The organism is Rhizobium sp. NLR10b, from assembly GCF_019685435.1.
In the GTDB taxonomy this organism is placed as follows: Bacteria; Pseudomonadota; Alphaproteobacteria; order Rhizobiales; family Rhizobiaceae; genus Rhizobium.
Window position 1 is genome coordinate 145,878 of record NZ_JABDWV010000012.1, and the last position, 26,352, is coordinate 172,229.

The following is a 26,352-nucleotide window of genomic DNA, read 5'->3' on the forward strand; positions in this document are numbered from 1 at the left end:
ACCTCGTGGCTTTTATGCAATGGAACCGCCTGGAGTTTTGGCGCCGTGCCATCTCAACCATCCGCAGCCAGTTGATATCCCCATATCATGCACCTCGTACCGACAGCCGCCCTCCATACGCAAGCTCATCCGCGCGTTCGTTGCCGGCTATGCCGGAATGGCCCTTGCACCAGGCAATGGTCACCAGGGCGTTCTGCGAGAATTGAAGATCGACCGCTTTCCAGAGTTCCGCATTAGCGATCGTCCGGCTTCGGGCGTTCCCATTCGGACTGCTTTTCTTCCAGCCGTTATTCTTCCAAATGTGCCGCCTGTCGTTGCAGCCTTTGACGGCATAGATCGAATCCGACCAGATGGTCGCGGCTTCGCCCGTTGCTTCGCTATTGATCCACATGATTGCCTTCAAGACGGCGGTCAATTCCATCGAATTATTGGCGGAATCACGCATACCGCCGAAGCTGGACGCGATTTCCGCAGCCTCGCGATAGGCGACGAAGGCCCAGCCTCCGTGCCCGGAACCGGGGTCATAACAACCGTCCACAAAGACGTGGAGACCGTGGCTTTTCGGTAGTCCGGCCGTCGTTGTGGGGGAGCCTAGCTCATTGGAAATGCCCGCCATTTTCGCCTTCGCTGCGCCCCGCCCGGACCGGCGCGATTTGCGACGGCCACCCGAAGCCGACATTGGAATTGAACGTTCCCTTGTGTCAACTATTGACGACCGTGGGGCCGACAGCGCCTACTGCCGATGGGAAACTGTGAGGGGCAGCGCCATGGACAATCCGTTGAGCAGGGCCGGCAAGCGGGATCATGCCGTAACCGTTCGCCGTATTCTCAAGGTCAATCACGCCGGCGAATTCGGCGCAATTCGCATCTACGGGGCACAGATCTGGATGGCCCGTCGGCTGTTTCCTGAGATCGGGCCCGCACTTCGCGAAATGCGGGACGACGAGATCGAGCATTGCCGCCTGTTTCGCGACGCGATGCCATCCAGGAATGCCAAGCCATGTCGCGTCATGGCATTCTGGAGCCTCGGCGGTTATCTGCTCGGTTTCCTGACGGCCCTCGGCGGGCGTAACATGATCTGGGTCTGCACCGAGGCGGTTGAAAGCACAGTTCACCGCCATCTCGAAGATCAATTGATCTTCCTCAAGAGCCGCGATCCACAGCTTCACGGCCTCATCGCTTCGATCCAAGAAGAGGAGTTGGCGCATCTCAGGGAGGCCGAGAGGAACCAGACGAAACGCGGCATCGGCCACGCCCTGCTTCTGCCAGTCATCGCCGCGCTCACGGACCAGATGATCTGGCTCTCGACATGGGGAGACTCAAGCTGGATGCGTGCCGAAATAGCCCGCTCCAAGGGTGTTTGATGGTCTGGCAGCCGCTTCTGGCGCCATTCAGTCATCACCGGTCTTGGCCCAAAGCAGGCATTGCTCTGGGCCAAAGGGCTCAATGGTCTGGAGACGGCGAAGTCAGTTCTTCGCAGGTGGCTTGGGAGGCTCGGCCAGGTTGATCCGGTTGCCCTCACCGTCGAATATCTGAGCCACGAGCCCAAAGTCGCCTTCGATTTTTTTGGCGAGTTGCAAGCCCTGACGCGAAAGCCTTTCGAGCTCAACCTCGAGCTCGCGGACGACGATCGTTATGATCCCGTTGCCGGCGCGTTTGTCATCCTTCCAGACCTGCAGGCCGGCCCCGCCCATGTTACGCCACTGAGCCATGCCCGCTATCGGTTTGCTATCTGCGGGGCGTCCCATGAGCTTTTCATACCAGATGAGCGCCTCGTCAAAGTTGGAAACGGTGGCGGAGGCGAAGATGCTCTGGACAGTTATTGAAGTGGTGGTCATGTTGTACTCCTTGTTGGACAAATGGATGTCGTGCAGGAGTTCTCGATTTCGACAGGCCGCGCAAAAAAGCTTGCGGTCATCACAAAACTTTTGAGCGCTGTTCTTCGAGGTGGCGCCGTTCTGCCTCCGACCAACACAATCCGATAGCGACTGTGAAAGCTTCCGCCGCCTCGACATGCCTGCCTAGCTCGGCGCAAATCTGCGCGCGGGCCGTCCAGTACGGCAGGTAGTCGGCCATTCGCGGATCGCCGGCAAGCGCATGTATGTCACCAAGCGCCGCGTCTGCCTGCCCTATCCGCACGAGAGCCACGGACCGATTGAGCGTCACGACGGGCGACGGAGCAATCCTGCCCAGCACGTCATAGAGGGAAACGACGTCCTGCCAGTTTGAGATGCCGCTCAAACGGCGCGCGACATGGGCAGATTGGATGGCCGCCTCTATCTGGTAGCGGCCAGTCGGACCCTTTGCGTTGGCTTCTCGCAGGAGACCCTCGGCGAGGCGCAATTGATCGTGATCCCAAAGTCCGACATCCTGGCTGTCCAGCGGTACGAATGCACCGTCGGGGGCCCTGCGGGATGATCGCCGCGCCTCCGTATAAAGCATCAGCGCAAGAAGACCTTTCGGCTCCGGCTCATGCGGAAGCAGGGATACAACCACGCTTGCAAGCCAGATTGCCTCTTGTCCAAGCGCTTCCGCCCTGTCGATGTCCATCCACCCGCTGGTATAGGCGGCGTAGATGGAGGCGAGTATCGGCGGCAGCCGGTGCGATAGTTCCTCCTTTTCCGGCACGAGGAACGGAATTTTCCCATCCCTGATCCTCGCCTTGGCTCTTACGAGCCTCTGGCCCATGGCCCTCGGAGAGACGAGAAACCGCGCGGCGATGTCTGCAGCGGTCAGGCCCAGCACGGTCTGGAGGATCAGCGGCGTTCGCGCGGAGGCATCGATGCCAGGATGTGCGCAGGCAAACATGAGCGCCAGTCGCCTGTCCGCAATTTCCTCATCCATTTCCGCCGCTGCCGAGAGTTCCTCGGCGATGAGGGTAAGACGATCGGCGCTCTTCGCCTTCACTTTGTCCTTGCGCCAGTCGTCGAGCTTGCGCCTGCGCGCGATCGTCAACAGCCAGGCATCGGGGTTATCGGGCACGCCATCGACAGGCCATTTTTCGAGAGCCGTGAGGAAAGCAGTCGCGAGCGCATCCTCGGCGGACGCGATATCACCCAAGCGCGCGCCAAGATAGGCGACGAGGCGACCATAGCTCTCGCGCGCCACTCGCTCTGCTACACCTCGGGCAACGGTGGAACCCGAAACCGTCATCCTGCATGTTCCGACGCATCCCTGATGCGACGAACCTCAACCGTTCCCCAGGACGCAGCAGGGCAGCGCGCCGCCCATTTGTTGGCTTCGTCCATATCGGCAACGTCTATGATAAAGTACCCACCGAACTGTTCGCGAACATCCGCATAAGGGCCGTCCAGAACACTGACGTCATTCCCTTGAACGCGAACGACACTCGCCTCAGAGGAACCGACCAGGGCATTGCTGGAGACGAATGCTGCCGCTTTCTCCAGCGCTTGCTGATAGGCATACATCTGGCCCATGAAGCGCGCCATGTCCTCGGGCGCTATGGACTTCCCGGCAGCTTCGTCCGCATGCAGCATCAGCATGTAGCGCATTTGCTTTATCCCCAGTGAAAACCAATCCCCAGCAGGAGCAAGCTGGGAGAATAACAATTCGGATGAAGAAGGGAACTGCTGTTAACGGCTGCAGTGTCCGTCGCCGGGGCAACGCTGTTGCCCGCATCTTCTGGATAAAATCGCGAAAATGCGCTAGGAATTGATCCAAGCTTATTAAGAGAAATACCTTAAGAGACAAGGTACGGCGAATGGACGCCACCTTTGACCGATCGACACTTTCTCACTTCCGGACGATGCCGTGAAACGCCGAAACCTGTCTCTTGCTCTTGTGCTTGCGCTGGCATCGCCGGCTGCCGCACACAGCAGCGCCGTCTGCAACGACCTGCGTGGTCGCCTGGCCGACCTACCACGATCGATCGGCAACAATAACGGGCAGGAAGCGCGCCAATATGCCAGCGCAATCGCCGAGCAGAACCTCGAGCTGCGCAAGGTCCGCAACGATCTGCGCAGCTATGGCTGCACCTCGGGTAGCATGGTGGTGATCGGCGGCGAGAATGCCGATTTTTGCGCCGAGCTTTCTGATGCCGAAGCCCGGATGGTCGACAATATCCGTTATCTCCAGGATCAGCGCGACGAGTTGCGCAGCCAGGCCGGCGATGACGACGCGCGCCGGGAATTGACGGCGGCCCTCGAACGCAATGGCTGCAGCAGCGACAATTTCTATGCCCCGACCGAGCGCAGCGCCAGCGATCCTGCCCCAAGCGTCGAGGAACAGGCGATGCGCACCGACACCTTCATCCCGCTTGGCGGCGGTGAAGAGGCCGATCCATTTTACGGCCTGCCGAGGGCCGAAATGTTTTCGCCGGTCAGCACCATTTGCGTTCGCAGCTGCGACGGCGGCTTCTTCCCGATCAGTTCGAACACCACCTCGGTCGATTTCGGCCGCGATGCGCAGACCTGCGCCAAGATGTGCCCCGGCATCGAGACCGAGCTCTTCTATCGCGACGTGACCAGCACCGAAGCCTCGAACATGATCTCGGTCGCAACAGGCGCGCCCTATAGCGCCATGAAGAACGCCTTTGCCTACAAGAACCGCGCTCCCGGCGAGAAAAATACCTGCGCCTGCAATCTGACCGCCTATTACGAGGAGATGCGCGGCAAGCAGACCCTGGGCGAACCGCCGCAGCAGGGCTCGATCACGACGGTCCGCACCAATCCGCCGGCGAAAGATACTGCGGCAGCAGCAGTCCCGCCGCAGCCATCCGTTCCCGAGCGTCCCTACGACCCCACGCAGAACAAGGTCCGTCAGGTCGGCCCGCAATTCCTTGCTGGCGACCAGGGCTCGATCGACCTTGCCAATCCGGCGACGCCGGGCCCGCAACCACAACAGCAGTAATTGCTAAGGGTCGTTGCGTCCCCATCCGTCGTGGAAAACCAGTTCCTCGAGCGGCAGCCGCTGCCGCCAGCCTTTGACCGAGAGTTCCGGTTCATCATAAAGCCGATCGACAAAGCCGGCGCAGAGCCAAGCGACCACCTCGATATGCTCGGGTATGCCGAGAATTGATTTCAGGTCGCCTTCACGAAAGATGCTGACCCAGCCGATGCCGACCCCTTCGGCGCGGGCCGCAAGCCAGAGGTTCTGGATGGCGCAAACGGTCGAATAGGAATCCATCCGCGGATTGTGCGTCCGTCCCAGCACCACGCTGCCGCCGCGAGTGGGATCGCAGGTCACGCATATGCCGAGCGGCGCCTCCACGATGCCTTCGAGCTTGAGGGACCGATAGGCCTGCCGCCGCTCGCCTTCGAACATCGACGCCGCCTCTTCGTTGGCCTTGGCAAAGGCGTCGCGCACGCGCGCACGGACAGCTGGACTATTCACCAGAATGAAATTCCATGGCTGCATGAAGCCGACCGACGGCGCATGATGGGCGGCTGTCAGGAGCCGCGCCACGACGTCGTCGGGCAACGGATCGGGCAGGAACTGGCTGCGCACGTCACGCCGCGTCATGATCGCGTGATACACGGCTTCGCGCTCAGCCAGCGAAAAACCGGACGCCGCCGAAAGGGCATCCGCATCAAAGGGTCGCATCGTCAAATCCCCAACAACGCAACCGCCCGCCGTCCGCGCGGGTTGGGTCTATCTCGCCAGGCCGGTCTTCTGACTTGGCTTCATCCATCTGCCGCAGCCTTCCCGGCAAAAGCCAGTGGCGCGATGAAGCGGCAGACGTCGGCCTTACAGCGTTGGGCACGTTCCGGCCTTGCACCGGATTCCCGATTCTCCCGCCTGGACGGCGGGCACCTGACGGCGCATCTATTTCAGGAAACCGACGCGGCGGCAAGTGCACGCAGACCGAACCTGAAACCACGGCTGCATATGGCTGATCGAGGGGCGGATCACCGGGCAGACAACCCCCTCCTCGGCGATCTTTTGGTCGCAGGAGGAAACAGCCTCTGTGTGCCCGCCCATCCTCCTCTACTTTATGATTTATTCACACATCAAATCCACACTGCCTTTGCGCGTTTTGGGTCGCAAACTCCGACATGGGCATGAGCGCTCGTGATGTGACCGTCAGCGTCGATGCCGCGCTGATGTGCCGGTCGCGAAGATGGTCGACCGAGCCGCAATTCCAGGCTCCACGGATGTTCCAATTCTTGAAAACGATGCCCCTGACAGCCAAGCTGGCGGCGATTATCGTTGCCGTCAATCTCTGCGGCATTTCCGCCTTGGCCACCTATACATGGATGTATGAAACCCGGGCGCTGGTTGACGGCGCCCACGCAAATTGGTCCAAGGATGCGGAGCAGTTTGCATCTCTGGCCGCCGGCGGCGTCAAATGGGGCAAGGCGAACGCCGTTCGCGAGGCTTATTCGCTGTATCGTGACGATCCCTCGCTCGATCTTGTGCAATTTGCCGCATTCAACGCAGAGCTCGCTGCCGTCGACAGCTGGACCCGCGACGGCGTTTCCGGTTTGCCAACGCCGGCCGACCTGGCGACCCGCCTCAGCGCAAAACCCGACAAAACGACGATCGATGACAGCGGAATGTCCGCCGGTTTGGTCACGATTATCGCGCCGCTGCCGCTGGACAAGTCGGGCAAGACAACCGGCTACATCGTCACGAACTGGTCTGTCGAAAAAATCACTTCCGAAGTCCGCCAGAAGGTCCTCGTTTCGCTGCTCACGCAGTCCGCCATCACCGTTCTCGCCGTCATCGCTTTCCTCCTCGCCATGCGCAGCCTCGTTGGCAGGCCGCTCAGGATCCTCAGCAAACGAATTGGCGCGCTGCAGAATGGCGACCTCGCCTCCTCCGTCGCCTACAAGGAGAATGGCGACGAAATCGGCTTCCTCGCCCGTGCGCTGGAGGTCTTCCGTCACGAGGCGATCGCAAAGGTCGAAAGAGAGCAAGTCACTGCCGAGCAGACCGCCTCGTTCGACGCCGAACGGGCCCGCAACGCATTGCTGACGGAAGAAGCCGGCAACAGGCAACGGCTGGTGATGACCACTCTTGCGAACGCATTGGAAAGACTGGCCGCCGGCGACTTCTCGATCCAGCTTGCCGATCTCGGCCCTGAATTCGATAAATTGCGGCAGGACTTCAACAACATGGTCCAGGCCGTCGCAGCCGCGCTGACAGAGATAAAGATCGCTTCCGTCGCGGTTGAGGGCGGATCGAGCGAGCTGGCTTCCTCCGCAGATCAGCTGGCCAAACGGACCGAACAGCAGGCGGCAGCACTGGAACAGACCGCTGCGGCACTAGATGAAGTGACGACGACAGTCAAAACATCGTCGCAGCGGGCTGAAAATGCTGGACAATTGGTCGAGGAAACCAAGCGAGGTGCTCACGTCTCGGCGACGGTGGTGCGCGACGCGATCGGCGCGATGGACCGGATCCAAACCTCCTCCAGTCAGATCGGCCGCATCATCGGCGTCATCGACGAAATCGCATTCCAGACGAATCTGCTGGCGCTGAATGCCGGCGTCGAGGCCGCACGTGCCGGCGAGGCCGGCAAGGGATTTGCGGTTGTCGCACAGGAGGTTCGTGAACTCGCCCAGCGCTCGGCAAATGCGGCAAAGGAAATCAAGAACCTGATCAACGTTTCCGGCCAAGAGGTTGCTGCCGGCGTCGGGCTGGTGAACGAGACCGGCGACGCTCTCCTGAAGATCGAGGAGCAGATCAACCGCATCAGCGACAGCATCGCTACCCTCGTTCAGTCCTATCGCGAGCAGGCGACCGGTCTGCAGGAAATCAACGGCGCGATCAACCAGATGGATCATGCGACGCAGCAGAACGCGGTGATGGTCGAAGAAACGAACGCGGCCTGCCAGGAACTGCTGTCGCAGGGACGCCGGCTGCAGGATTCGGCCGGCCGGTTCCTCGTCGGCGCATCCTTGGCGAGTCAGCCCAGGCCGGTCCAGCCGAGCGCCAGTCAATCTCGTCCGGAAACCAGAACCGTCGTGCCGCGGCTTGCAGGAAATGCAGCCGTTGCCGCTTCTCCCGGTGCCTGGGAGGAGTTCTGACGCCGCCCCCCCGACGAGACTTTATTTTTCAGCAACTGATCACAGGAAGGGAACAGTTATGAAGAGAGTTGTGACCGCATTGCTTTTCACCTCTGCCGCTATCGTCGCGCCCATGAGCGTATCGATGGCTGAGGATGCCAAGCTTGCCCCTATCGCCGACTACGTGAAGAGCGACGTGAAGCCCTGGCTGAACGATCCCGCCATCATCGAGGCCATCAAGGCGCAGGACACTGCGAACGCCAAGCTAAGCGAAGCCGACATCGACGCTCTCGACAAGAAATGGCGTGGCGAGGTCGACGGCTCCGACCATTCCATGATCGATGGCGTGCTTGGCAATCAGCTGTCGAAATTCCTTCAGGCGAAGAAAGAAGCGTCTGGCGGCAAGATTACCGAGATCTTTGTCATGGACGCAAAAGGGCTGAATGTCGGTCAAAGCGACGTCACCTCCGACTACTGGCAGGGCGACGAGGCGAAATTCCAGAAGTCCTTCGGCGCCGGCAAGGATGCCGTCTTCGTCGACGAGATCGAGAAGGACGAATCGACCCAGACACTGCAGTCGCAGGCAAGCATCACGATCTCGGACGAAGCGGGAACGCCGATCGGCGCGGTCACCGTCGGCGTGAACGTCGACGCCCTCTGATTGCGGCATGCGCATTTTTCGCGCGAATTATAGACCATATGGCCCGGAAGTGGACGCTTCCGGGCCATAGGCTTTGCCTCCCGAACCAGGAAGCCGCTCCCTTGAACGGTGATTTCAGCTTGCAAATTTTGCGTGACAATGGACGGCGGCGACGCTACATACGCGCCATGTCCACGACTTCAATCTACGCCTCGCGATTTTATTCGTACCGCTGCTCTCAGCGGATGCGGGTCCGTGCGTAACTGAATTCGACGCGACGACCACCCGAACAGCCGCTAGTCTACCTGGCGGCTTTTTTGTTCCGCACGGTATGACCAAACAGGAGCCATGCCGTGTCCGATACCATCGATGATCTGCGTATCCTCGAGATCACCCCACTGACCAAACCCGCCGATATCATCGCGGAAATTCCCCGAACCGCTTCAGTCAGCGAGACGGTGACCAGCAACCGCAGTGCCATCCACCAGATCCTCAAGGCTGAAGACGACCGCCTGATCGTCGTCATCGGCCCCTGCTCCATCCACGATCCGGTTGCCGCGCTCGAATATGCCTCGCGGCTGGCCGAGCAGCGACAGCGCTTCTCCAGTGATCTGGAAATCGTCATGCGCGTCTATTTCGAAAAGCCCCGCACCACGGTCGGCTGGAAGGGTTTGATGAACGACCCGCACCTCGATGGCAGCTACCGTATCGAGGAAGGACTGAGGACTGCCAGACGCCTGCTGCTCGACATCAATGCGATGGGCCTTCCCGCCGGCGTCGAATTCCTTGAGACGATCACGCCGCAATACATTGCCGACCTCGTCAGCTGGGGCGCGATTGGCGCGCGCACGACCGAGAGCCAGATCCACCGCCAGCTCGCCTCCGGCCTCTCCTGTCCGATCGGCTTCAAGAACGGCACCGACGGCGGCGCACGCGTCGCGCTCGACGCGATCCTGGCCGCTTCACAGCCGCATCACTTCCCGGCCGTCACCAAGGACGGACAGGCGGCAATCGCTTCGACAAAGGGCAATGAGGACTGCCACATCATTCTGCGCGGCGGCAAGCGGCCGAATTACGAGGCGGCTGATGTCGAAGCCGTCACAGCGGAATGCCTTAAACTCGGCGTCGTCCCCCGCATCCTCATCGACGCCAGCCATGCCAATAGTGGCAAGGATCCGATGAACCAGCCGCTCGTCGTCCATTCCGTGGCCTCGCAGATCGCCGCCGGAAACCATCATATCAAGGGCATGATGGTAGAAAGCAACCTTGTCGCCGGCCGCCAGGATCTCGTTCCCGGCAAGCCGCTGGTCTACGGCCAGTCGATCACCGATGGCTGCATCGACTGGGATATGTCTGTTGGCGTGCTGGAAGATCTGGCGAAAGCTGCCCGCGAGCGGCGCAAGGCAGCCGTCGCAGCCTGACAGACAACATCAAGCACGGCGAGCAGACCCACCGCCTAACAGGGCGGTGGGGCCAACCCCGTTATCTCACGGCTACGCCTACCGGATACGGCTCATAACTCACGCCCAGTTGATCGATCCAAGTTCCGATTTGAAACTGGCACGAGCAACGTGGGTTACTAACCCACCGCCCGCCATCATGGGTGGGGTCCGGGCCGGATCAGCAGCACGCGGAATAGGAGCAGATTTAATAGAGCAGCCATGGATCCGTTGAATCGGGCTCGTGTTCAGTCGCGACCCTGTAATAGGTACGCATATCGTCGCGCTCTTTTTCGTAAGTCCACTTCAAGCCCCATCTGCATTCGTCCGTCATGCACTCACGGCTCTTCGATTCGAACATATCGAGTTGAAATTCCTCGCCATTGATTTCGCCGGTGATCGAGCCGGTTTTCCCCTTATCCTTCGATATGAGTTCAAACGCCCCTGCTCGACCATCCAGACAGTAGATCTTCCCGCGATAGGTTCGCTCGCCGGTCTCCAGCTTCCAGAAATTTGTCTTCACCTGCGACACGCTGTAGCGACCCTTGCATTGCTGCCTTTCGGCCGAGCCAATCTCAATCGTTCCCCCCGTCTGCTCACTCTCGTTACTTGCGATCACCTTTCCGAGCACCGGAGTACCCGTTGCGAGGTAGCTTCCCTCGACCCCGCGGACAAAAAGATATGAACATCCTGCGAGCGTGAAACCCATTCCCACCACGGAGCCGGCGATCGTGAAACCACGCAGCGTCCACGCCCATCTCAAGACAGCCAGCAAGTCTATACCTCCAGATTCATCCTCAGTAGGCGGTCTCTCGATATCATCAAATTCCCACCGCCCCATCATCAAATGGCGGTGCGCCGCTTTCAAGATCTCACCGGAAAATACCTGACATAGGCAAACTCATCACCATCCGGTGACCAGCAGGGCACGTTGATCGTGCCCTGCCCGCCGAAAAGCTCGAACAGCGTCTTCAGATTGCCGCCGTCCATATCCATCAGCCGCAGCCGCACGTCGAGGTCGCGCGGATGGTCGAAAACCGATGGGTCGTAGGACAGGATCAGCACCTTGTCATTGCTGGGTGACGGATGGGCGAACCAGTTCCCTTGATCATCCGAAGTCACCTGTTGGAGACCCGTGCCATCGGGGTGGATGCGCCAGATCTGCATCAGCCCGGTGCGGCTGGAGTTGAAATAGATCCATTGCCCGTCGGCGGAATAATCCGGCCCGTCGTTACGGCCCTCGCCATGGGTCAGCCGCGTCTCGACGCCGCCATCGACGGAGATGGTATAGATATCGAAGAGGTCGTCGCGAATGCCGCAATAGGCCAGCTGACGCCCGTCCGGCGACCAGCCGTGCCAGTAGGATGGCTGGTTTTGGGTGACGAGCCGCGGCGTGCCGCCTTCGATCGGCAGGATATAGATCGCTGACTTGCCGAATTCGGTCTTGTCGGAGATGGCGATCTCGGTGCCATCAGGCGAGATACCATGGTCATTGTTGCAGTTGACGGCAAAGCCGGTATCGACCTGAACCACCTCGCCGCCATTGAGCGGCAGCCGGAAGAGCAGCCCGTCGCCGTTCAGCAGGAGATAGGAACCATCGGGCGAGAAGTTCGGCGCCTCCACCAGCCTGTCCGTCTGCCAGACCTCGCGAGCCCTGCCCGTCCTGACATTGTAGATCTCGACCGAGCTTCGCATATTGCCTCCCCGATATGTCGATTACGTCAGCGATCGCGGAATCGGTTGGTGATCGGATAGCGCCGGTCGCGGCCGAAATTCTTCTTGGTGATCTTCACGCCCGGCGCCGATTGCCGACGCTTGTATTCGGCAAGATAGAGCAGATGCTCGACCCGGTGAACCGTCGCCACATCATGGCCGCGCGCCACGATCTCCTCGACCGCCATTTCCTTTTCGACGAGGCATTCGAGGATATCGTCGAGCACGGGATAAGGCGGCAGCGAATCCTGGTCCTTCTGGTCGGGACGCAGCTCCGCGGACGGCGCCTTGTCGATGATATTCTGCGGGATCACCTCGCCCGACGGCCCGAGCGCAGTCGGCGGCACGTTTTCGTTGCGCCAGCGCGCCAGCGCATAGACCTGCATCTTGTAGAGGTCCTTGATCGGATTGAAGCCACCGTTCATGTCACCATAGAGCGTGGCGTAGCCGACCGACATTTCCGATTTGTTGCCCGTCGTCACCACCATCGCGCCGAATTTGTTGGAGATCGCCATCAGGATGACGCCGCGCGCGCGGCTCTGCAAGTTCTCCTCGGTGATACCACTCTCTGTACCCTCGAAGAGGTTGGACAGCGCGCTGCTGAATCCGGTTACTGGCTGCTCGATCGGTACGATGTCATAACGGCAACCGAGCGCCTTGGCGCAGTCGGCTGCATCCTTCAGTGAATCTTCCGAGGTGTAGCGATAGGGCAGCATGACCGTTCGCACCCGCTCCTCTCCGAGAGCATCGACCGCGATCGCTGTGCAGATCGCCGAGTCGATGCCGCCGGAAAGGCCGAGAACGACGGTTTTGAAGCCGTTCTTGTTGACGTAGTCGCGGAAGCCGAGCAGGCAGGCGCGGTAATCGGCCTCCTCGCCTTCGGGGATACGCGCCATCGGCCCTTCGGCGCAGTGCCAACCTGCTTCCCGACGTTTCCAGGTCGTCACTGCAAGCGCCGTCTCGAACTGGCTCATCTGGAAGGCGAGCGATTTGTCGGCGTTGAAGGCGAAGCTCGCCCCATCGAACACGAGCTCGTCCTGGCCTCCGAGCTGGGCGGCATAGATCAGCGGCAGGCCGGTCTCCAGCACCTGCTTCAGCACCACCTGATGCCGGATATCCACCTTGCCTCGATAATAGGGAGAACCATTGGGCGACAGCAGTATCTCCGCCCCGCTTTCGGCAAGCGTCTCGCAAACGCCGAGTTCGCCCCAAATATCTTCACAGATCGGAATGCCGAGCCGCACGCCGCGGAAATTCACCGGCCCCGGCATGGCCCCCTGCACGAAGACCCGCTTCTCGTCGAACTCGCCGTAATTCGGCAGATCGACCTTGTCGCGCACCGCGACGACCTTGCCGCCGTCGAGCACGGCAACAGAATTATAGCGCCCCGTCTCGTCCTGCCTGGGGAATCCGATGATGACGCCCGGCCCGCCATCGGCGGTGTCGGCCGCAAGGCTTTCCACCGCGTTCCAGCAGGCGCGGATGAAGGCCGGCTTCAGCACCAAGTCCTCCGGCGGATAGCCGGAGATGAAAAGCTCGGTCAACGCGAGTAGGTGCGCGCCCTCTCGGGCTGCCTCGGCGCGCGCTTCACGTGCCTTGGCAAGATTGCCGGCGACATCGCCGACCGTTGGATTGAGCTGGCCGATCGCGATGCGGAAGATATCGGAGAGAGCGTTTTCCTGTGTCATGTCATCTGTTTAGCCTGCGGCTCCCGTTACCGCAACACGTTCGCGGCCAAAGCGTTGCATCGGGCTCACGAATTTTTTGTGAACAGGCGCGCTGAAGGCTTACGGCACCGATGCATTGCAATTTACCGGCGGAGCGGAATACTGACGCGCGAAAGCGGCAATATCGATAACGGTCATCGGAAACAGGCCATGAATAATCTCTCGAATTTCGTGCACCATCATTTCGACAAACCGGCCGAAGAACTCGGCGACACCGAAAAGCGCGTGCTGGCGAAAGCGCACGAGCGCAAGATCATCTCGACCGACGTCAACGCCGCCCTTTCTGCCGAGGCCTCGTTTGGAGAACGTGTCGCCGACAGCATCGCCCGTGTCGGCGGCTCATGGTCATTCATCCTCGGCTTCCTGGCCTTCCTCGTCGTCTGGACGGTGATCAATACCATCGTTTTGGCGAGTGGCGCTTTCGACCCCTACCCCTTCGTCTTCCTGAACCTGATCCTGTCAATGCTCGCCGCCATCCAGGCGCCCATCATCATGATGTCGCAGAACCGCCAGGCCGAGCGCGACCGCTTCGAGGCCGCCAAGGATTACGAAGTCAACCTCAAGGCCGAACTCGAAGTGCTCTCGCTGCATCAGAAGATCGACATGAGCGTGCTGACCGAACTGACGGCGCTGCGCGAAGACGTCGCGCGTCTCACTGCCGCGCTCGCGACCAAGACCTGACGCGAGGCATCCTCACATCAACCAGGCGGATACCTGTCATATTGCGGCAGACCGTCTGATATCTCGTAAAAATCGCCCTTGTCGGCGCAGTAGATATGGTGGCTGAAGGTGAGGCCGCTCGGTTCGTCGAAAGTGCCTGCCATCACCGAGACTTCCGATCGTCCGTCACCCTGCCAGAACAATGCCGAGCCGCAATTCGAGCAGAAGCCGCGCTGCGCCTCTTCGCTGGACCGATACCAGCGGATGGCTTCTGCTCCCTCGATCGAAAGAGAGGCGCGCGGCACGTTGACCGCGGCATAGTAAAATCCCGTCTGCCGGCGGCATTGCGAGCAATGGCAGCCAACCACCGGTCCTGGCTTCGCCGCGATTGAATATCGCACGGCGCCGCAAAGGCAGCCGCCTGTGTTTTGTTCGCGCATGATCGTTCTCTCCTCGCTCCTGGAGAAAGTGCGGCCACTCGGCCCTGCCGTCAAATCCATTCCCCTGAACGAGCGATCAGAAATCTTGAAGGTGCACGCCAAAAGCGGCACTCGCCCAAGCATGGCTGGCGACCCCTCGCTGTTGCCCATCGACCACACCGGCCCATCGCCTATCGTCACCGCGTTGAACCGGACGCCGTTCTCGGTGATACTATAGCCTCGATTTATTCAACCGCCGGGAGACTGAAATGAGAGCGACCCTGTCCAAACAGAAAGGAAACATCGCCCACAAGGACATTCTGCTTCATGCATACTCCGTTCTCCCGCGCGAGGAAAAGCTCGCGACGCCATAACCTCTTTCTGAACCTCTTCCGGGGCGATTGGAAAGCCGCCGACCGCGAGCGGCGCCGGTCGCGAATGCGCAAATTCATCTCCTATTACCGTCCGCATCTGCCGTTGCTACTTGCGGATCTGCTTTGCGCCATCCTCGTCGCCGGCACGGCGGTTGCCTTGCCGCTCTGCGCCAACATCGTCACGAGCCGGCTTCTTGCTCTACCGGACACCCCGCAGGCCTTCGCTCAGATCCTTGCGATGGGCGGTGTGATGCTGGCCGTTCTCGCGGTCCAGATAGCGGCGATCTTCTTCGTCGATTATCGCGGCCATGTCATGGGCGCCCGCATCGAAGCGACAGTGCGGCAGGAACTCTTCGAGCATTGCCAGAAACTCTCGTTCAGCTTCTACGACCGCCAGCGCACCGGCCAGCTAATGAGCCGCATCACCAATGACTCCCTCTGGCTGGGCGAGCTCTTTCACCACGGCCCGGAGGATCTCTCCATTGCCGTTCTGAAATATGGCGGGGCCATGCTGGTCTTGTTCTTCATCGATCCGCTGCTGGCGACTCTCATCCTGCTGCTCACTCCGGTGGCAGTGGTCTATGCGCTCTATTTCAACCGGCGCATGAACCGTGCGCTCGAAGCCAGCAAGCGGCAGATCGCCGCCGTCAACGAGCGTGTCGAAGATGCGCTCGCCGGCATCCGTGTCGTCCAGTCCTTCGCCAACGAGGCACTGGAACGGCAGCGCTTCGCCGCGCAAAACCAGCGTTTTCTGCAAAGCCGCGCCGAAGGCTACCGCAGCGAGGCGTGGTTTTCGGTCGGCACCGAAACCTTCGCCCAGCTCGTTACCATATTGGTAATCATCGCAGGAGGCTTGCGCATCCTGGCGGCGGACCTGACCGTCCCGGATATGCTGACCTTCCTGCTCTGCGTCGGCGTGCTGGTTGATCCCGTGCAGCGGCTCGCCAATTTCGTGCGCCTCTGGCAGGAAGGCTATACCGGCTTCATCAGAGCCATGGAAATCCTGGAGATCGATCCCGATATCACCGACCGGCCGAACGCCCGTCCGATGCCGGTGCCGAGGGGCGAGATCAGTTTTTCCGACGTCGCCTTCGGCTACGAAGCCGATGGTCCCAGGGTGCTGGAGCGGCTTTCCCTCACCATCGCCCCCGGAGAATTCGTCGCCCTGGTCGGGCCTTCGGGGGTCGGCAAGAGCACGCTCTGCGCGCTCATACCGCGCTTCTACGATATCGACGCCGGAGCGATCCGCATCGACGGAATCGATATCCGCGACGTGACGCTGGCCTCGCTCCGGCGCCATGTCGGCGTGGTGCAGCAGGACGTCTATCTCTTTGCCGGCACCGTCGCGGAAAACCTCCGCTACGGCAGGCCGGATGCGACCGATGCCGAGCTGGAGGCGGCTGCCCGCGCCGCCAATGCGCACGACTTCATCATGGCCCTGCCCATTGGCTATGATACCGATATCGGCCAGCGCGGCGTCAAACTGTCAGGAGGCCAGCGCCAGCGCATCACGATCGCCCGCGCCTTCCTGAAAGATCCGGAAATCCTGATCTTCGACGAGGCGACCAGCGCCCTCGACAACGAGAGCGAACGGGCGGTGCAGCAGGCGCTGCTCACTCTGGCGAACGGCCGCACCACCCTGGTCATCGCCCACCGGCTGTCGACAGTGCGACATGCCGACCGCATCCTGGTCCTGACCGGCGACGGCATCGTCGAACAGGGCACGCATGATGATCTGATGGCGCAGGGCGGTGTCTATGCCAACCTGCACAGCATTCAGGCGAGCATCTGAAGGCAACAAAAAACCCGGCATCGCGCCGGGTTTTTTATCACGTTTCCGGCTGGCTTAGCCGTTTGCAACCATGCGCTTCTCATCTCGGCCGCCCTTCATGCGCTCGGCAAGCAGGAAGGCGAGTTCGAGCGCCTGGTCGGAGTTGAGGCGCGGATCGCAATGCGTGTGGTAGCGGTCCTGCAGATCGTCGGCGGTGACGGCCCGGGCACCGCCGGTGCATTCCGTCACGTCCTTGCCGGTCATCTCGACATGGATGCCGCCGGGATGCGTGCCTTCGGCGCGGTGGATCTGGAAGAAGCTTTCGACTTCCGACAGGATCCGCTCGAAGGGACGTGTCTTGTAGTTGTTAAGCGTGATCGTGTTGCCGTGCATCGGATCGCACGACCAGACGACCTTGCGGCCCTCGCGCTCGACGGCGCGGATGAGGCGCGGCAGGTTTTCGGCGACCTTTTCGTGTCCGAAGCGGCAGATCAGCGTCAGACGCCCGGCCTCGTTCGAGGGGTTCAGAATGTCGATCAGTTGCAGCAGATCGTCGGCCTGCAGCGACGGGCCGCATTTCAGTCCGATCGGGTTCTTGATCCCGCGGCAATATTCGACATGCGCATGGTCGGCCTGGCGCGTGCGGTCGCCGATCCAGATCATGTGGCCCGACGTGGCATACCAGTCGCCCGAGGTGGAATCGACGCGGGTCAGCGCCTCCTCGTAGCCGAGCAGCAGCGCCTCATGGCTGGTGAAGAAATCGGTCTCGCGCAGGCTCGGGTGATTTTCCGAAGTGATGCCGATCGCCTTCATGAAATCCATGGTTTCGCTGATGCGGTCGGCAAGTTTGCGGTAACGCTCGCCCTGCGGGCTGTCCTTGACGAAGCCGAGCATCCACTGATGCACGTTTTCGAGATTGGCGTAGCCGCCCATCGCGAAGGCGCGCAGAAGATTCAGCGTCGCGGCCGACTGGCGGTAGGCCATGGCCTGGCGTTCGGGGTTCGGAATCCGCGACTCCTCGGTAAACTCGATGCCGTTGATGATGTCGCCGCGATAGGCCGGAAGCGTCACGTCACCCTGCTTCTCGACATTCGAGGAGCGCGGCTTGGCGAACTGACCGGCGATGCGGCCGACCTTGACGACCGGCAGCTGCGCCCCGAAGGTCAGCACGACGGCCATCTGCAGGAAAGCGCGGAAGAAGTCGCGGATGTTGTCGGCGCCGTGTTCGGCGAAGCTCTCGGCGCAGTCGCCACCCTGCAGCAGGAAACCATTGCCCTCAGCGACATTGGCGAGATGCTTCTTCAGACGGCGCGCTTCGCCTGCGAAGACGAGCGGCGGATAGCTGGCGAGAGTGGCCTCTGTTGCCGCCAAAGCGGCTGCATCGGGATATTCGGGAACCTGCAGGATCGGTTTTTGCCGCCAGCTGCTCGGGGTCCAGTTCTCTGCCATCTTACTAACCTCACTCACATCCAATCCTCGGATGCCCTGTCTTAATATCCGGCGGCTTATAGACCTTTAGATCAAGCTTGCAAAGGCCAATCACCGGCCGCTTTAAACCAGCATATACCATGTCGATTTCCCCATATTTCAGATTTTGCATGTAGAACCCGAAGGAGTTTCAACATTGGGGACATGTCATGGCGATCCTTCCGCCCGGCTTCATTTTGGACCGCTCGGGCAATTTCGGCATCATGACCGCATTGCTTATGGTGCCGCTCGTGGGTGCGGCCGGCATGGCGGTGGATGTGGCCCACGCACTGAGTCTGAGGACGCAGCTCTACGCCGCCGCCGATGCCGCTGCCGTCGGTTCGATCGCCGAAAAATCGGGCGCGGTCGCCGCCGCGATGACGATGAGCGGCAACGGCACGATATCGCTTGGCAGCACCGACGCCCGTAACATATTCATGTCCCAGATGTCAGGCGAGCTGACCGGCATTCAAGTCGATCTCGGCATCGACGTCACCAAGGCCGCAAACAAGCTGAACTCTCAGGTTTCTTTTACGGCGAACGTGCCGACCACCTTCATGCGCGTTCTCGGCCGGGATTCGATCACAATCTCGGGCACGGCGACAGCCGAGTATCAGACGGCTTCTTTCATGGATTTCTACATCCTGCTGGACAACACGCCGTCGATGGGCGTCGGCGCCACCGCCAAAGACGTCTCGACGATGGAAAAGAACACCAGTGACAGCTGCGCCTTCGCCTGCCACGAAACTCAAAACAAAAACAACTACTACAATCTTGCCAAGAAGCTCGGCGTCAGCATGCGTATCGACGTCGTGCGCCAGGCGACCAAGGAATTGACGCAGACCGCAAAAGCGACGCGGGTTTCCTCCAATCAATTCCAAATGGGCGTCTATACTTTCGGCACCAAGGCCGAAGATGCGAAGCTCACGACCATATCCGAGCCGACGGATGACCTCGACAAGGTGCGCACCTACACCGACGCCGTCGACCTGATGACCATTCCATATCAGGGCTACAACAACGACCAGCAGACGAGCTTTGACAACGCGCTGACACAGATGAAAGACATCATTACTACCCCCGGAGACGGCAGCACCTCAACGACGCCGCAGAAGATCCTGTTCTTTGTCTCGGATGGGGTCGGTGACAGCGAGAAGCCGAAGGGCTGCACCAAGAAACTCACCGGCAAGCGTTGTCAGGAACCGATCGACACCTCCTTCTGCAAGCCGCTGAAGGATAAGGGCATAAGGATCGCGGTACTTTACACGACCTACCTGCCTCTCCCGAAAAACAGCTGGTACAATACCTGGATCAGCCCCTTCCAGAGCCAGATCCCGACCAAGATGCAGGAATGCGCCTCGCCGGGCCTCTATTTCGAGGTGACGCCGACCGAAGGCATCGCCGATGCTATGAAGGCTCTTTTCCTTAAAGTCATCCGTGCGCCGCGCATCACCAGTTGAGAGTCTTGCCTAGAAGCGCTTTCCGTCGCGGATTCGATAGCTCGGCGCATACATGGTGACGAGCTCTTCGGCCGCTGTCGGGTGCAGCGCCATCGTCCGGTCGAAATCGTCCTTGGTGCAGCCGGCCTTGAGCGTGACGCCGAGCAACTGCGCCATCTCGCCGGCATCGTGCCCGAGGATATGAGCCCCCACAACCTTTCGGCTCGCAGAATCGACGATCAGTTTCATGATCATCCGCTCGGGCCGGCCGGAAAGCGTCGCTTTCAGTGGTCGGAACTGCGCGCGGTATACTTCGAGCTCACTGTGCCGCTTGCCCGCCTCTTCTTCCGACAGGCCGACGGTGCCAATCTCGGGCTGTGAGAAGACGGCGGTGGGGATGAGTTCATGGTCCGGCCGGGTCGGATTGTTCTTGTACTCGGTCTCGATGAAGCACATCGCTTCGTGAATCGCCACCGGCGTCAGTTGTACTCGATTGGTGACATCACCGAGAGCATAGATATTTTCGACATTGGTACGGGAATAATCGTCGACGATGATGGCGCCGCGCTCGTCGACGGCTACGCCGGCTGCCTCGAGACCGAGACCTTCCGTATTCGGATCGCGCCCGAGGGCCAGCATGACGACATCGGCCTGCAGCGTGCCGCTGTTCAGCGTCTCCAGCACCAGTCCATCGTCGGCCTTGGAAACCTGCCGCAGCGTATCGTGGCAGAGGATGCGGATGCCCTTGGCGACCATTGCCTCGTGCAGGCCCCGCCTCAGATCCTCGTCGAAGCGAGACAGGATTTCGGCGCCACGATAGATCAGTGTCGTCGCCACGCCGAGACCATGGAAGATATTGGCGAATTCGACGGCGATGTAACCGCCGCCTGCGATCACGATCGATTTTGGCAGTTCCTCGAGATGAAAGGCGTCATTGGAGGAAATGCAAAGCTCGTGTCCGGGAAGCGCGACATGCGGGTTCGGGCGTCCGCCGGTCGCGATCACGATCGTCTTGGCCGTCACCGTCTGCCCTGTTTTCACGAGCCGCAGCGTATGGGCATCGACGAGTTCGGCGCGCGTTTCCAGGATCTCGGCATTGGCGCCGGCGAGCCCCTTCTTGTAGAGGCCTTCCAACCGCGCGATTTCCGCATCCTTGGCGGCGACCAGCTTCTTCCAATCGAAGCTGCTTCGGCCGACCGTCCAGCCGAAACCCGCTGCATCCTCGAAGTGCTCGTGGAACTGCGAAGCATAGACGAAGAGTTTCTTCGGCACGCAGCCGCGGATGACGCAGGTGCCGCCATAGCGGTATTCCTCGGCGATCGCCACCTTCTTGCCGAGCGAGGCGGCAACGCGCGCAGCGCGCACGCCTCCGGAACCACCGCCGATGACGAAAAGGTCGTAATCATAGGAAGACATAAGAAGCTCCGGAAGGGAATCGCAGGAAGGACGTTCCTGATATAGGGGCGATCGTCACGAAAACAAAAGCCCCGCTCCCGCGTCTTCCTGTACTCCATTGCCGAATATTGGCCGGAATCTGACCCGGTCACCGTTTACGGTTGACCCCGTCGACGGAGGCTGGCAGGCAATGCACGAGACTGAAAGGATGCCGGAGCAAAAGATGGATCAAACTCTCTTCGCCAACCTGTGCAAGGCCGGCAAATTCAAGGAAGCGCTGAACCTCGCCATCCAGGGCCACGAGAACGAGAAATTTACGCCGAGCCGCTTTGCCATGGACAAGAAAACCGGACTGCCGATCTTCTACCGCGGCAACAAACGCGTGGAGCCGGATGAGACTGGCATGTGGCGATTGGCCAAGAGTTCCAAGGATTGGGGCTGATCGCCAGCAGCGTGTTTGGCTCTCGGGGATTTGCGGCCGTCAGCCGGTAACGCGGAAACCCGTCAGCATATCCTCAAGTTCAGCCGTTTCCGTCTCTATGCTTGAGACCGATGCCCCTGCAGGACCACGCTTCAAGCACTCCAACATCGTCGAGATCGCGCTACCGGCTCCGGCGATCAGAGCGGTGACGGATCCGTCCGCTTCATTGCGCACCCAACCCGTTACTCCGAGCTGCAAGGCCTGATCGCGTGTCCACAGGCGAAAACCGACACCTTGGACTCTGCCCGATATCCGCACTCGCACTGCCTCGTAATGATCGGACATGTAGCCTCACCAAGAGCTCGCCGCTATTGCCGGATCCATCATAACAAAAAAGCCCGGGCGATGCCGGGCTTTTGCAAATTCGATGAGGCAGGCCTTACTGCTGGGCAGCGGGAGCCGGAGCAACCGGGCTGTCGGTCGCCGGTGGCGGTGCCTTGATGACCTTGGACAGCTCGGCGTTGCTCTGCTTTTCCAGGTCGCGCGAAATGCCCTGGGCCCAGATATCCGCGGCCTTGGCTGTCTCGCGCGAGGCGACCGGGCCGTCCTTCAGCAGCTTCTTGCCGACGTCGGACGTGTAGAAGGCGGCGATCGCCTTCAGCTCATCGACCGTGAAGGCCTTGGCGTATGTAAGTGCTGCTTCCTTCTCGAGATCGCCGCGGCGCGGCGCCAGTGCCAGCGCCTGCGCATCAACGGTCGACGAGATGATGTCCTGGTAGTTCGGCGAATCCTGGATCAGGCCGGCCTTCAGGCGTTCGGCAAGACCGGGCAGGATATTGTCGAACTGGGCCGTAGCACCGATCGCGTCGATCGCCGCGCGCGCAGCCTTCAGCTGCTCTTCGGAAACTTCCTGCGCCTTGACGGCGGAGCCGAAGGCAAGACCGGAAAGAACCACGGTCGCAGCGGCAAGACGGCCAAGACCTGCAATGTTCATCATGAGTGTATGCTCCTGTTATCTGTTTGCCTGCAGCGTGCGCGCACCCGCAGGACCGGCAATGATCGCAAGTGCCGCCATATTGATGAAGAGCCCGTGTTCGACGACGCCGGGTATGGAATTCAGCTCGCTCGACAGCGCCTCTGCATCAGGAATGCGGCCAAAAAATGCATCGATGATGTGATGGCCGCCGTCCGTGGTAAACTCTCCGTCACCGGATTGGCGCAGGCTGAGTTCGCCGGAAAGGCCGAGCCGGGCCGCAACTTTTTCGATTGCCATCCGCGTCGAGACGAGGCCGAACGGATTGACCTCGATCGGCAGCGCAAAGGCGCCGAGTGTCTCGACCAGCTTGCTCTCGTCAGCGATGACGATCATCCTCTGCGAAGCCGCAGCGACGATCTTCTCGCGCAGCAGCGCGCCGCCGCCGCCCTTGATCAGCCTGAGCGCCGGATCGATCTCATCGGCGCCGTCGACCGTCATATCGAGAGCCGGCAGCTCGTCAAGCGACTTTAGCGGAACACCGAGCTCGACACAGAGGCGCGCCGTTCGTTCGGACGTCGGAACACCTTCGACCTGGAAGCCGCCTGCGACCTTCTCCGCCAGCAGGCGGACGAATTCTTCCGCCGTACTCCCGGTTCCAATGCCGAGACGCATCCCGCTTTCGACATGGGCGAGCGCGGCCTCGGCGGCCTTGATCTTCATTTCGCGGGCATCCATGCGCCGCCAGCTCCGAATTATTGCGTTGGATGTGCTGTTTACACGGCTCGCCTGGCAAACGAAAGTCAAAATCATCACGGAAAATGAAAAGCCGAAACAAACGCCTGCGGCCTTCCCGCTAATCCTCAGGCCGTTGCTTTCCGTCGCGCGATCGCCTACCTCAGGAGCAATATCATCGTTCTCGGGAATGACGCGTCTTTCCCAGGAATGACACCTCGTCGATCGAACGCCGCTCGCAAGACGCCCATCGCACAAAGAGGCAAACCCTTGACCCCTGCCCCCGCTCCGCTCGTCGTCTTCGATCTCGACGGCACCCTTCTCGACACCCATGCCGATCTGGTCGAAAGCCTGAATCATACGGTCGCAGCCCTCGGCCTCGACCCGGTCAGTTATGACGATCTTACCCATCTCGTCGGCCAGGGCGCGCGGGTTATGATCGAGCGCGCCTGCCGGCTGCGCGGCCATTCGCTCGCTGGAGACGACCTGCCGCTGCTGGTGGAACGCTTCGTCGCCCATTATGCAGGCAACATGCCCGGCCATACGGAACCCTATCCCGGTCTGGTCGCCGCCATGAACCGCCTGAAATCCGCTGGCTACCGCCTCGCCGTCTGCACCAACAAGATGGAGAGCCTCGCGCTCGGCCTACTCGACAAGCTCGACCTCCACAGCTATTTCGAAGCAGTCACCGGCGGCGACACCTTCCAATACCGCAAACCCGACGCCCGCCATCTCACCGGCACCATCGAGCGCGCCGGCGGCGATATTTCCCGAACCGTGATGATCGGCGACAGCATCAACGATATCGCCGTGGCCAGAAACGCCGCCGTGCCGTCGATCGCCGTGCCTTTCGGCTATTCGGATGTACCGGTCTCAAGCCTCGATCCGGATGTCATCATCACCCACTACGATGAACTGACGCCGGAACTGGTGGAGAGATTGCTGCGGGAGTTTGCGGAGAAGATTGCTGTTTGAGTTCTCCGCTCGCCTATCCTCCCTCATTCCTGTGCTTGTCAAAGGAATCCAGCCGGCTTCCGTCCGCAAGCCGATAAGACTTTAGAGTCGGGAACAATACGCGCGACTTGCTGGGGAGATCGCTGGCAGCAGCGGAACCATGTACCGACAGGCTGCGATTCTTCCGCCGCGTGGAAACGCGTCTGCTGGATTCCTGTGACAAGCATAGGAATGAGGGACGAGTTTGTGGCGCCAATCTGCCAAGGCTCACTACTCACAACCTCAAAAACAAAACGGGCGGCCCGAAAACCGCCCGTCAAACCATCACAAAATTAGGCGTCAGATCTGCGCCCCACGCGCCTTGGTCGTCGCATCGAAAGCCTTGTCGACATAGGCGTCACGGCCGTAGACGTCGTCGAAATACTCCACCACGCCATCCTTGTTCGGCCAGGCGGTGAAATAGGAGACGTAGACCGGGATCTTCTGCGGCACCTTCACCGCATGATTCTGGCCGCTCGCGATCTGCTTGGCGACATCGTCCGCCGTCGTGCCGAGCACGGCGGCTGCCATCGCGCGCGGATTGGCAAGGCGCACGCAGCCGTGGCTCAGCGCTCGCATGTCGCGCTTGAAGAAGCTCTTCGAGGGCGTATCGTGCATATAGATCGCGTGGCTGTTCGGGAACAGGATCTTCAGTTCGCCGAGGGCGTTATCGCCGCTTGGCGGCTGGCGCACCGAAACATTCGCGGTCGAGCCGTACCAGTCGACGCTGGACGAGGCGACAGCATGGCCATTCACCTCAACCTCATAACCGAGCTGATCGAGGTAGTTGGGGTCCGAGCGCAGCTTCGGCAGCATTTCGTTGATGATGATCGACTGCGGCACGCCCCAGAACGGGTTGAACTCCACCGTCTCGATCTCGTCGTTGAAGAAATAGGTCTGGTTGTTCTTGCCGCCGACCACCACGCGCATCGACAGCTGCTCCTTGCCGTCATTATGGTAATAGGCCATGTAGGCCGGCTGATTGATCATGACGTAGCGGGAACCAAGATCTTCCGGCAGCCAGCGCACCTGTTCCATGGCAACGACGAGCTTGTCGATCTTCGAGGCATTGGTGTCGCCGCCGGTCATGGCGCGCACCGTCGCCTGGCCGATGACGCCATCTGGCTTCAGACCGTGCTCTTTCTGGAAGTCCTCGACCAGCGAGACGATGTCGGGCGAATAGTCGCTGCCGCCGGCGTAGGCTGCAAACGTCGCCGCGTGATCAGTCTTCAACGTCTCGGACCCGTGCTTCTGCAGCGCCTTGACGATATTGGCGATCTCGGACGAGCTGTCGCCGGGTCTGAGCAGCCCTTGGAGCGAAATGACGACCTGCTCCTCATTGCTATCCGCGGCGCGAAGCTTGGCCAGCTCCGCCTTCAGCGCCTCGAACTGCGCGCTATCTGGCGACCGGCTGGCGATATAGGCGCCGGCATTCGGGCTCATGCGGGCAAGCTTCAGCACCGGCGCCAGATTGACCGCCTTGCGCTGGAAATCGTGATAACCCGAAATCTTGTTCGGATCGATGCGGCCGCGGACCGTGTCCTGCACGAAGGCAAGCACCTTGGCCGAAAGTTCCAGCTCGAATTGCGTCAGCGCCCGGTCACGCGCGGCAGGATCAGGATTGGCCGGATCGACCGCCGGCGCCTGCACGGCGTAATCGGCAGGGTCGAGGCCCACGGAAGCCGCATCGGCCAGCGCCGCCATTGCCGACTGGGCGCGTTCGCTGATCTGGTTGCCGTCGACCCAGACGAGCGGATTACGGCTATCGCTGTAATAGGTTTCGAGTGCCTTGGCGACGTCGGAATTGGCGCGAACCTTGGCCTGCGCCAGGAAACGGCGCTGCACCACCGGTTCGGAATCGCCCGCCGGCGAAACCTCAGCAACCGCACCAGTGACGATCGGATCGGCGAACTTGCTGGTATCGACGAACTGCAGGGCTTCGGTCTTGTAGGTATAATAACGCGGACCGCTCACCTTCGGCAGCGGCGCCTCCGGGTCAAGTCCGCCAAGCGATCCACCTTCGCCGCCACGCGGCGCCACACGCCCGGGCGGCATCTGATCCATGAAAATGGTGCTCTGGGTCCGCTGCCTGTCGCCGCGAAGCATATCCATCAGCGTATAGGCATGCGCGGGAGCGGCCATCATTGCCAGACCGCAGGAAACTGCCAATGCGGATACCGCGCTTTTCAAAACGAACGTCATATATATTCCAGTCC

General features: G+C 60.7%; 25 protein-coding genes and 1 riboswitch. Of the genes, 10 read left to right on the forward strand and 15 right to left on the reverse strand.

The genetic code is table 11. The features are described 5' to 3' along the window. Positions 1-85: 85 nt before the first annotated feature. Positions 86-616 carry a ribonuclease H gene (locus HJB91_RS20485; protein WP_221155806.1) on the reverse strand — a complete coding sequence of 177 codons (531 nt, stop codon included), beginning with the start codon at positions 614-616 and terminating at the stop codon, positions 86-88. Between the two features lie 151 nt (positions 617-767). On the opposite strand from HJB91_RS20485, the gene HJB91_RS20490 reads away from it, so the two are divergent. Continuing rightward, a complete protein-coding gene (locus HJB91_RS20490; protein ID WP_221155807.1) occupies positions 768-1,364 on the forward strand; it encodes a demethoxyubiquinone hydroxylase family protein in 597 nt (198 codons plus the stop codon). Between the two features lie 102 nt (positions 1,365-1,466). Here the strand turns inward: HJB91_RS20490 and HJB91_RS20495 are convergent, their stop codons facing one another. From HJB91_RS20495 to HJB91_RS20505, 3 genes are all read right to left on the reverse strand, one after another. Beyond that, positions 1,467-1,838 carry a VOC family protein gene (locus HJB91_RS20495; RefSeq protein ID WP_221155808.1) on the reverse strand — a complete coding sequence of 124 codons (372 nt, stop codon included), beginning with the start codon at positions 1,836-1,838 and terminating at the stop codon, positions 1,467-1,469. A 79-nt stretch (positions 1,839-1,917) separates the two neighbouring features. Continuing rightward, entirely contained in the window at positions 1,918-3,153 is a 1,236-nt protein-coding gene (locus HJB91_RS20500) for an RNA polymerase sigma factor (protein ID WP_221155809.1), read from the reverse strand. After that, a complete protein-coding gene (locus tag HJB91_RS20505; protein ID WP_210631090.1) occupies positions 3,150-3,512 on the reverse strand; it encodes a YciI family protein in 363 nt (120 codons plus the stop codon). Before HJB91_RS20505 ends, HJB91_RS20500 begins: the two co-directional genes overlap by 4 nt. 259 nt (positions 3,513-3,771) lie before the next feature. Between HJB91_RS20505 and HJB91_RS20510 the strand changes: the two genes are divergently transcribed. Then, a complete protein-coding gene (locus HJB91_RS20510) occupies positions 3,772-4,869 on the forward strand; it encodes a DUF2865 domain-containing protein (RefSeq protein ID WP_221155810.1) in 1,098 nt (365 codons plus the stop codon). Positions 4,870-4,872: 3 nt separating this feature from the next. Here HJB91_RS20510 and bluB read toward each other — a convergent pair whose 3' ends face one another. Next, complete coding sequence (gene bluB / locus HJB91_RS20515; RefSeq protein WP_221155811.1) at positions 4,873-5,562, reverse strand: 5,6-dimethylbenzimidazole synthase; 690 nt, start codon at positions 5,560-5,562, stop codon at positions 4,873-4,875. Between the two features lie 41 nt (positions 5,563-5,603). Continuing rightward, a riboswitch (cobalamin riboswitch) is annotated at positions 5,604-5,791 on the reverse strand. Positions 5,792-6,113: 322 nt separating this feature from the next. On the opposite strand from bluB, the gene HJB91_RS20520 reads away from it, so the two are divergent. From HJB91_RS20520 to HJB91_RS20530, 3 genes are all read left to right on the forward strand, one after another. Further along, the gene (locus HJB91_RS20520) at positions 6,114-7,991 is read left to right on the forward strand and encodes a HAMP domain-containing methyl-accepting chemotaxis protein (protein WP_221155837.1); all 1,878 of its coding nucleotides are present in this window, start codon (positions 6,114-6,116) and stop codon (positions 7,989-7,991) included. Positions 7,992-8,049: 58 nt separating this feature from the next. Beyond that, entirely contained in the window at positions 8,050-8,631 is a 582-nt protein-coding gene (locus HJB91_RS20525) for a hypothetical protein (protein ID WP_210631087.1), read from the forward strand. 332 nt (positions 8,632-8,963) lie between these two features. Then, on the forward strand, positions 8,964-10,031 hold the full coding sequence (locus HJB91_RS20530; RefSeq protein WP_221147602.1) for a 3-deoxy-7-phosphoheptulonate synthase: 1,068 nt from the start codon (positions 8,964-8,966) through the stop codon (positions 10,029-10,031). Between the two features lie 226 nt (positions 10,032-10,257). Here the strand turns inward: HJB91_RS20530 and HJB91_RS20535 are convergent, their stop codons facing one another. The 3 genes from HJB91_RS20535 to HJB91_RS20545 all read right to left on the reverse strand — a co-directional run bounded on the left by HJB91_RS20535 (position 10,258) and on the right by HJB91_RS20545 (position 13,450). Further along, the gene (locus HJB91_RS20535) at positions 10,258-10,824 is read right to left on the reverse strand and encodes a hypothetical protein (protein WP_221147638.1); all 567 of its coding nucleotides are present in this window, start codon (positions 10,822-10,824) and stop codon (positions 10,258-10,260) included. Positions 10,825-10,913: 89 nt separating this feature from the next. Beyond that, positions 10,914-11,744 (reverse strand): hypothetical protein, encoded by an 831-nt coding sequence (locus tag HJB91_RS20540; protein ID WP_221155812.1) that lies wholly within the window; start codon positions 11,742-11,744, stop codon positions 10,914-10,916. A gap of 26 nt (positions 11,745-11,770) precedes the next feature. Next, on the reverse strand, positions 11,771-13,450 hold the full coding sequence (locus HJB91_RS20545; RefSeq protein WP_221147600.1) for an NAD+ synthase: 1,680 nt from the start codon (positions 13,448-13,450) through the stop codon (positions 11,771-11,773). Between the two features lie 189 nt (positions 13,451-13,639). On the opposite strand from HJB91_RS20545, the gene HJB91_RS20550 reads away from it, so the two are divergent. Beyond that, entirely contained in the window at positions 13,640-14,170 is a 531-nt protein-coding gene (locus tag HJB91_RS20550; RefSeq protein WP_210631081.1) for a DUF1003 domain-containing protein, read from the forward strand. 17 nt (positions 14,171-14,187) lie between these two features. Here the strand turns inward: HJB91_RS20550 and HJB91_RS20555 are convergent, their stop codons facing one another. Continuing rightward, the gene (locus tag HJB91_RS20555; RefSeq protein ID WP_210631080.1) at positions 14,188-14,589 is read right to left on the reverse strand and encodes a GFA family protein; all 402 of its coding nucleotides are present in this window, start codon (positions 14,587-14,589) and stop codon (positions 14,188-14,190) included. A gap of 306 nt (positions 14,590-14,895) precedes the next feature. On the opposite strand from HJB91_RS20555, the gene HJB91_RS20560 reads away from it, so the two are divergent. Next, the gene (locus tag HJB91_RS20560; RefSeq protein WP_221155813.1) at positions 14,896-16,734 is read left to right on the forward strand and encodes an ABC transporter ATP-binding protein; all 1,839 of its coding nucleotides are present in this window, start codon (positions 14,896-14,898) and stop codon (positions 16,732-16,734) included. 54 nt (positions 16,735-16,788) lie between these two features. Here the strand turns inward: HJB91_RS20560 and HJB91_RS20565 are convergent, their stop codons facing one another. After that, positions 16,789-18,162: a class II 3-deoxy-7-phosphoheptulonate synthase gene (locus tag HJB91_RS20565; protein ID WP_210631078.1), complete on the reverse strand. Its 1,374-nt coding sequence runs from the start codon at positions 18,160-18,162 to the stop codon at positions 16,789-16,791. A gap of 188 nt (positions 18,163-18,350) precedes the next feature. Here HJB91_RS20565 and HJB91_RS20570 point away from each other — a divergent pair, with 188 nt between their 5' ends. Then, complete coding sequence (locus HJB91_RS20570; RefSeq protein ID WP_210631077.1) at positions 18,351-19,640, forward strand: VWA domain-containing protein; 1,290 nt, start codon at positions 18,351-18,353, stop codon at positions 19,638-19,640. 9 nt (positions 19,641-19,649) lie between these two features. On the opposite strand, the gene gor is transcribed toward HJB91_RS20570, so the two are convergent. Beyond that, positions 19,650-21,035, reverse strand: coding sequence for a glutathione-disulfide reductase (gor, locus tag HJB91_RS20575; protein ID WP_221147597.1), 1,386 nt, complete (start codon positions 21,033-21,035; stop codon positions 19,650-19,652). 202 nt (positions 21,036-21,237) lie between these two features. Between gor and HJB91_RS20580 the strand changes: the two genes are divergently transcribed. Next, entirely contained in the window at positions 21,238-21,456 is a 219-nt protein-coding gene (locus HJB91_RS20580; protein WP_247241728.1) for a hypothetical protein, read from the forward strand. Positions 21,457-21,495: 39 nt separating this feature from the next. Here HJB91_RS20580 and HJB91_RS20585 read toward each other — a convergent pair whose 3' ends face one another. The 3 genes from HJB91_RS20585 to rpiA all read right to left on the reverse strand — a co-directional run bounded on the left by HJB91_RS20585 (position 21,496) and on the right by rpiA (position 23,146). Beyond that, a complete protein-coding gene (locus HJB91_RS20585) occupies positions 21,496-21,780 on the reverse strand; it encodes an acylphosphatase (RefSeq protein WP_221155814.1) in 285 nt (94 codons plus the stop codon). A gap of 94 nt (positions 21,781-21,874) precedes the next feature. Beyond that, positions 21,875-22,432, reverse strand: coding sequence for a DUF2059 domain-containing protein (locus tag HJB91_RS20590; protein ID WP_210631073.1), 558 nt, complete (start codon positions 22,430-22,432; stop codon positions 21,875-21,877). Positions 22,433-22,447: 15 nt separating this feature from the next. Beyond that, a complete protein-coding gene (rpiA, locus tag HJB91_RS20595) occupies positions 22,448-23,146 on the reverse strand; it encodes a ribose-5-phosphate isomerase RpiA (RefSeq protein ID WP_221147595.1) in 699 nt (232 codons plus the stop codon). A gap of 267 nt (positions 23,147-23,413) precedes the next feature. On the opposite strand from rpiA, the gene HJB91_RS20600 reads away from it, so the two are divergent. After that, positions 23,414-24,118, forward strand: coding sequence for an HAD family hydrolase (locus HJB91_RS20600; protein WP_210631071.1), 705 nt, complete (start codon positions 23,414-23,416; stop codon positions 24,116-24,118). Between the two features lie 318 nt (positions 24,119-24,436). Here HJB91_RS20600 and HJB91_RS20605 read toward each other — a convergent pair whose 3' ends face one another. Continuing rightward, entirely contained in the window at positions 24,437-26,338 is a 1,902-nt protein-coding gene (locus tag HJB91_RS20605) for a murein L,D-transpeptidase (protein ID WP_221155815.1), read from the reverse strand. Between the last annotated feature and the right edge of the window lie 14 nt (positions 26,339-26,352).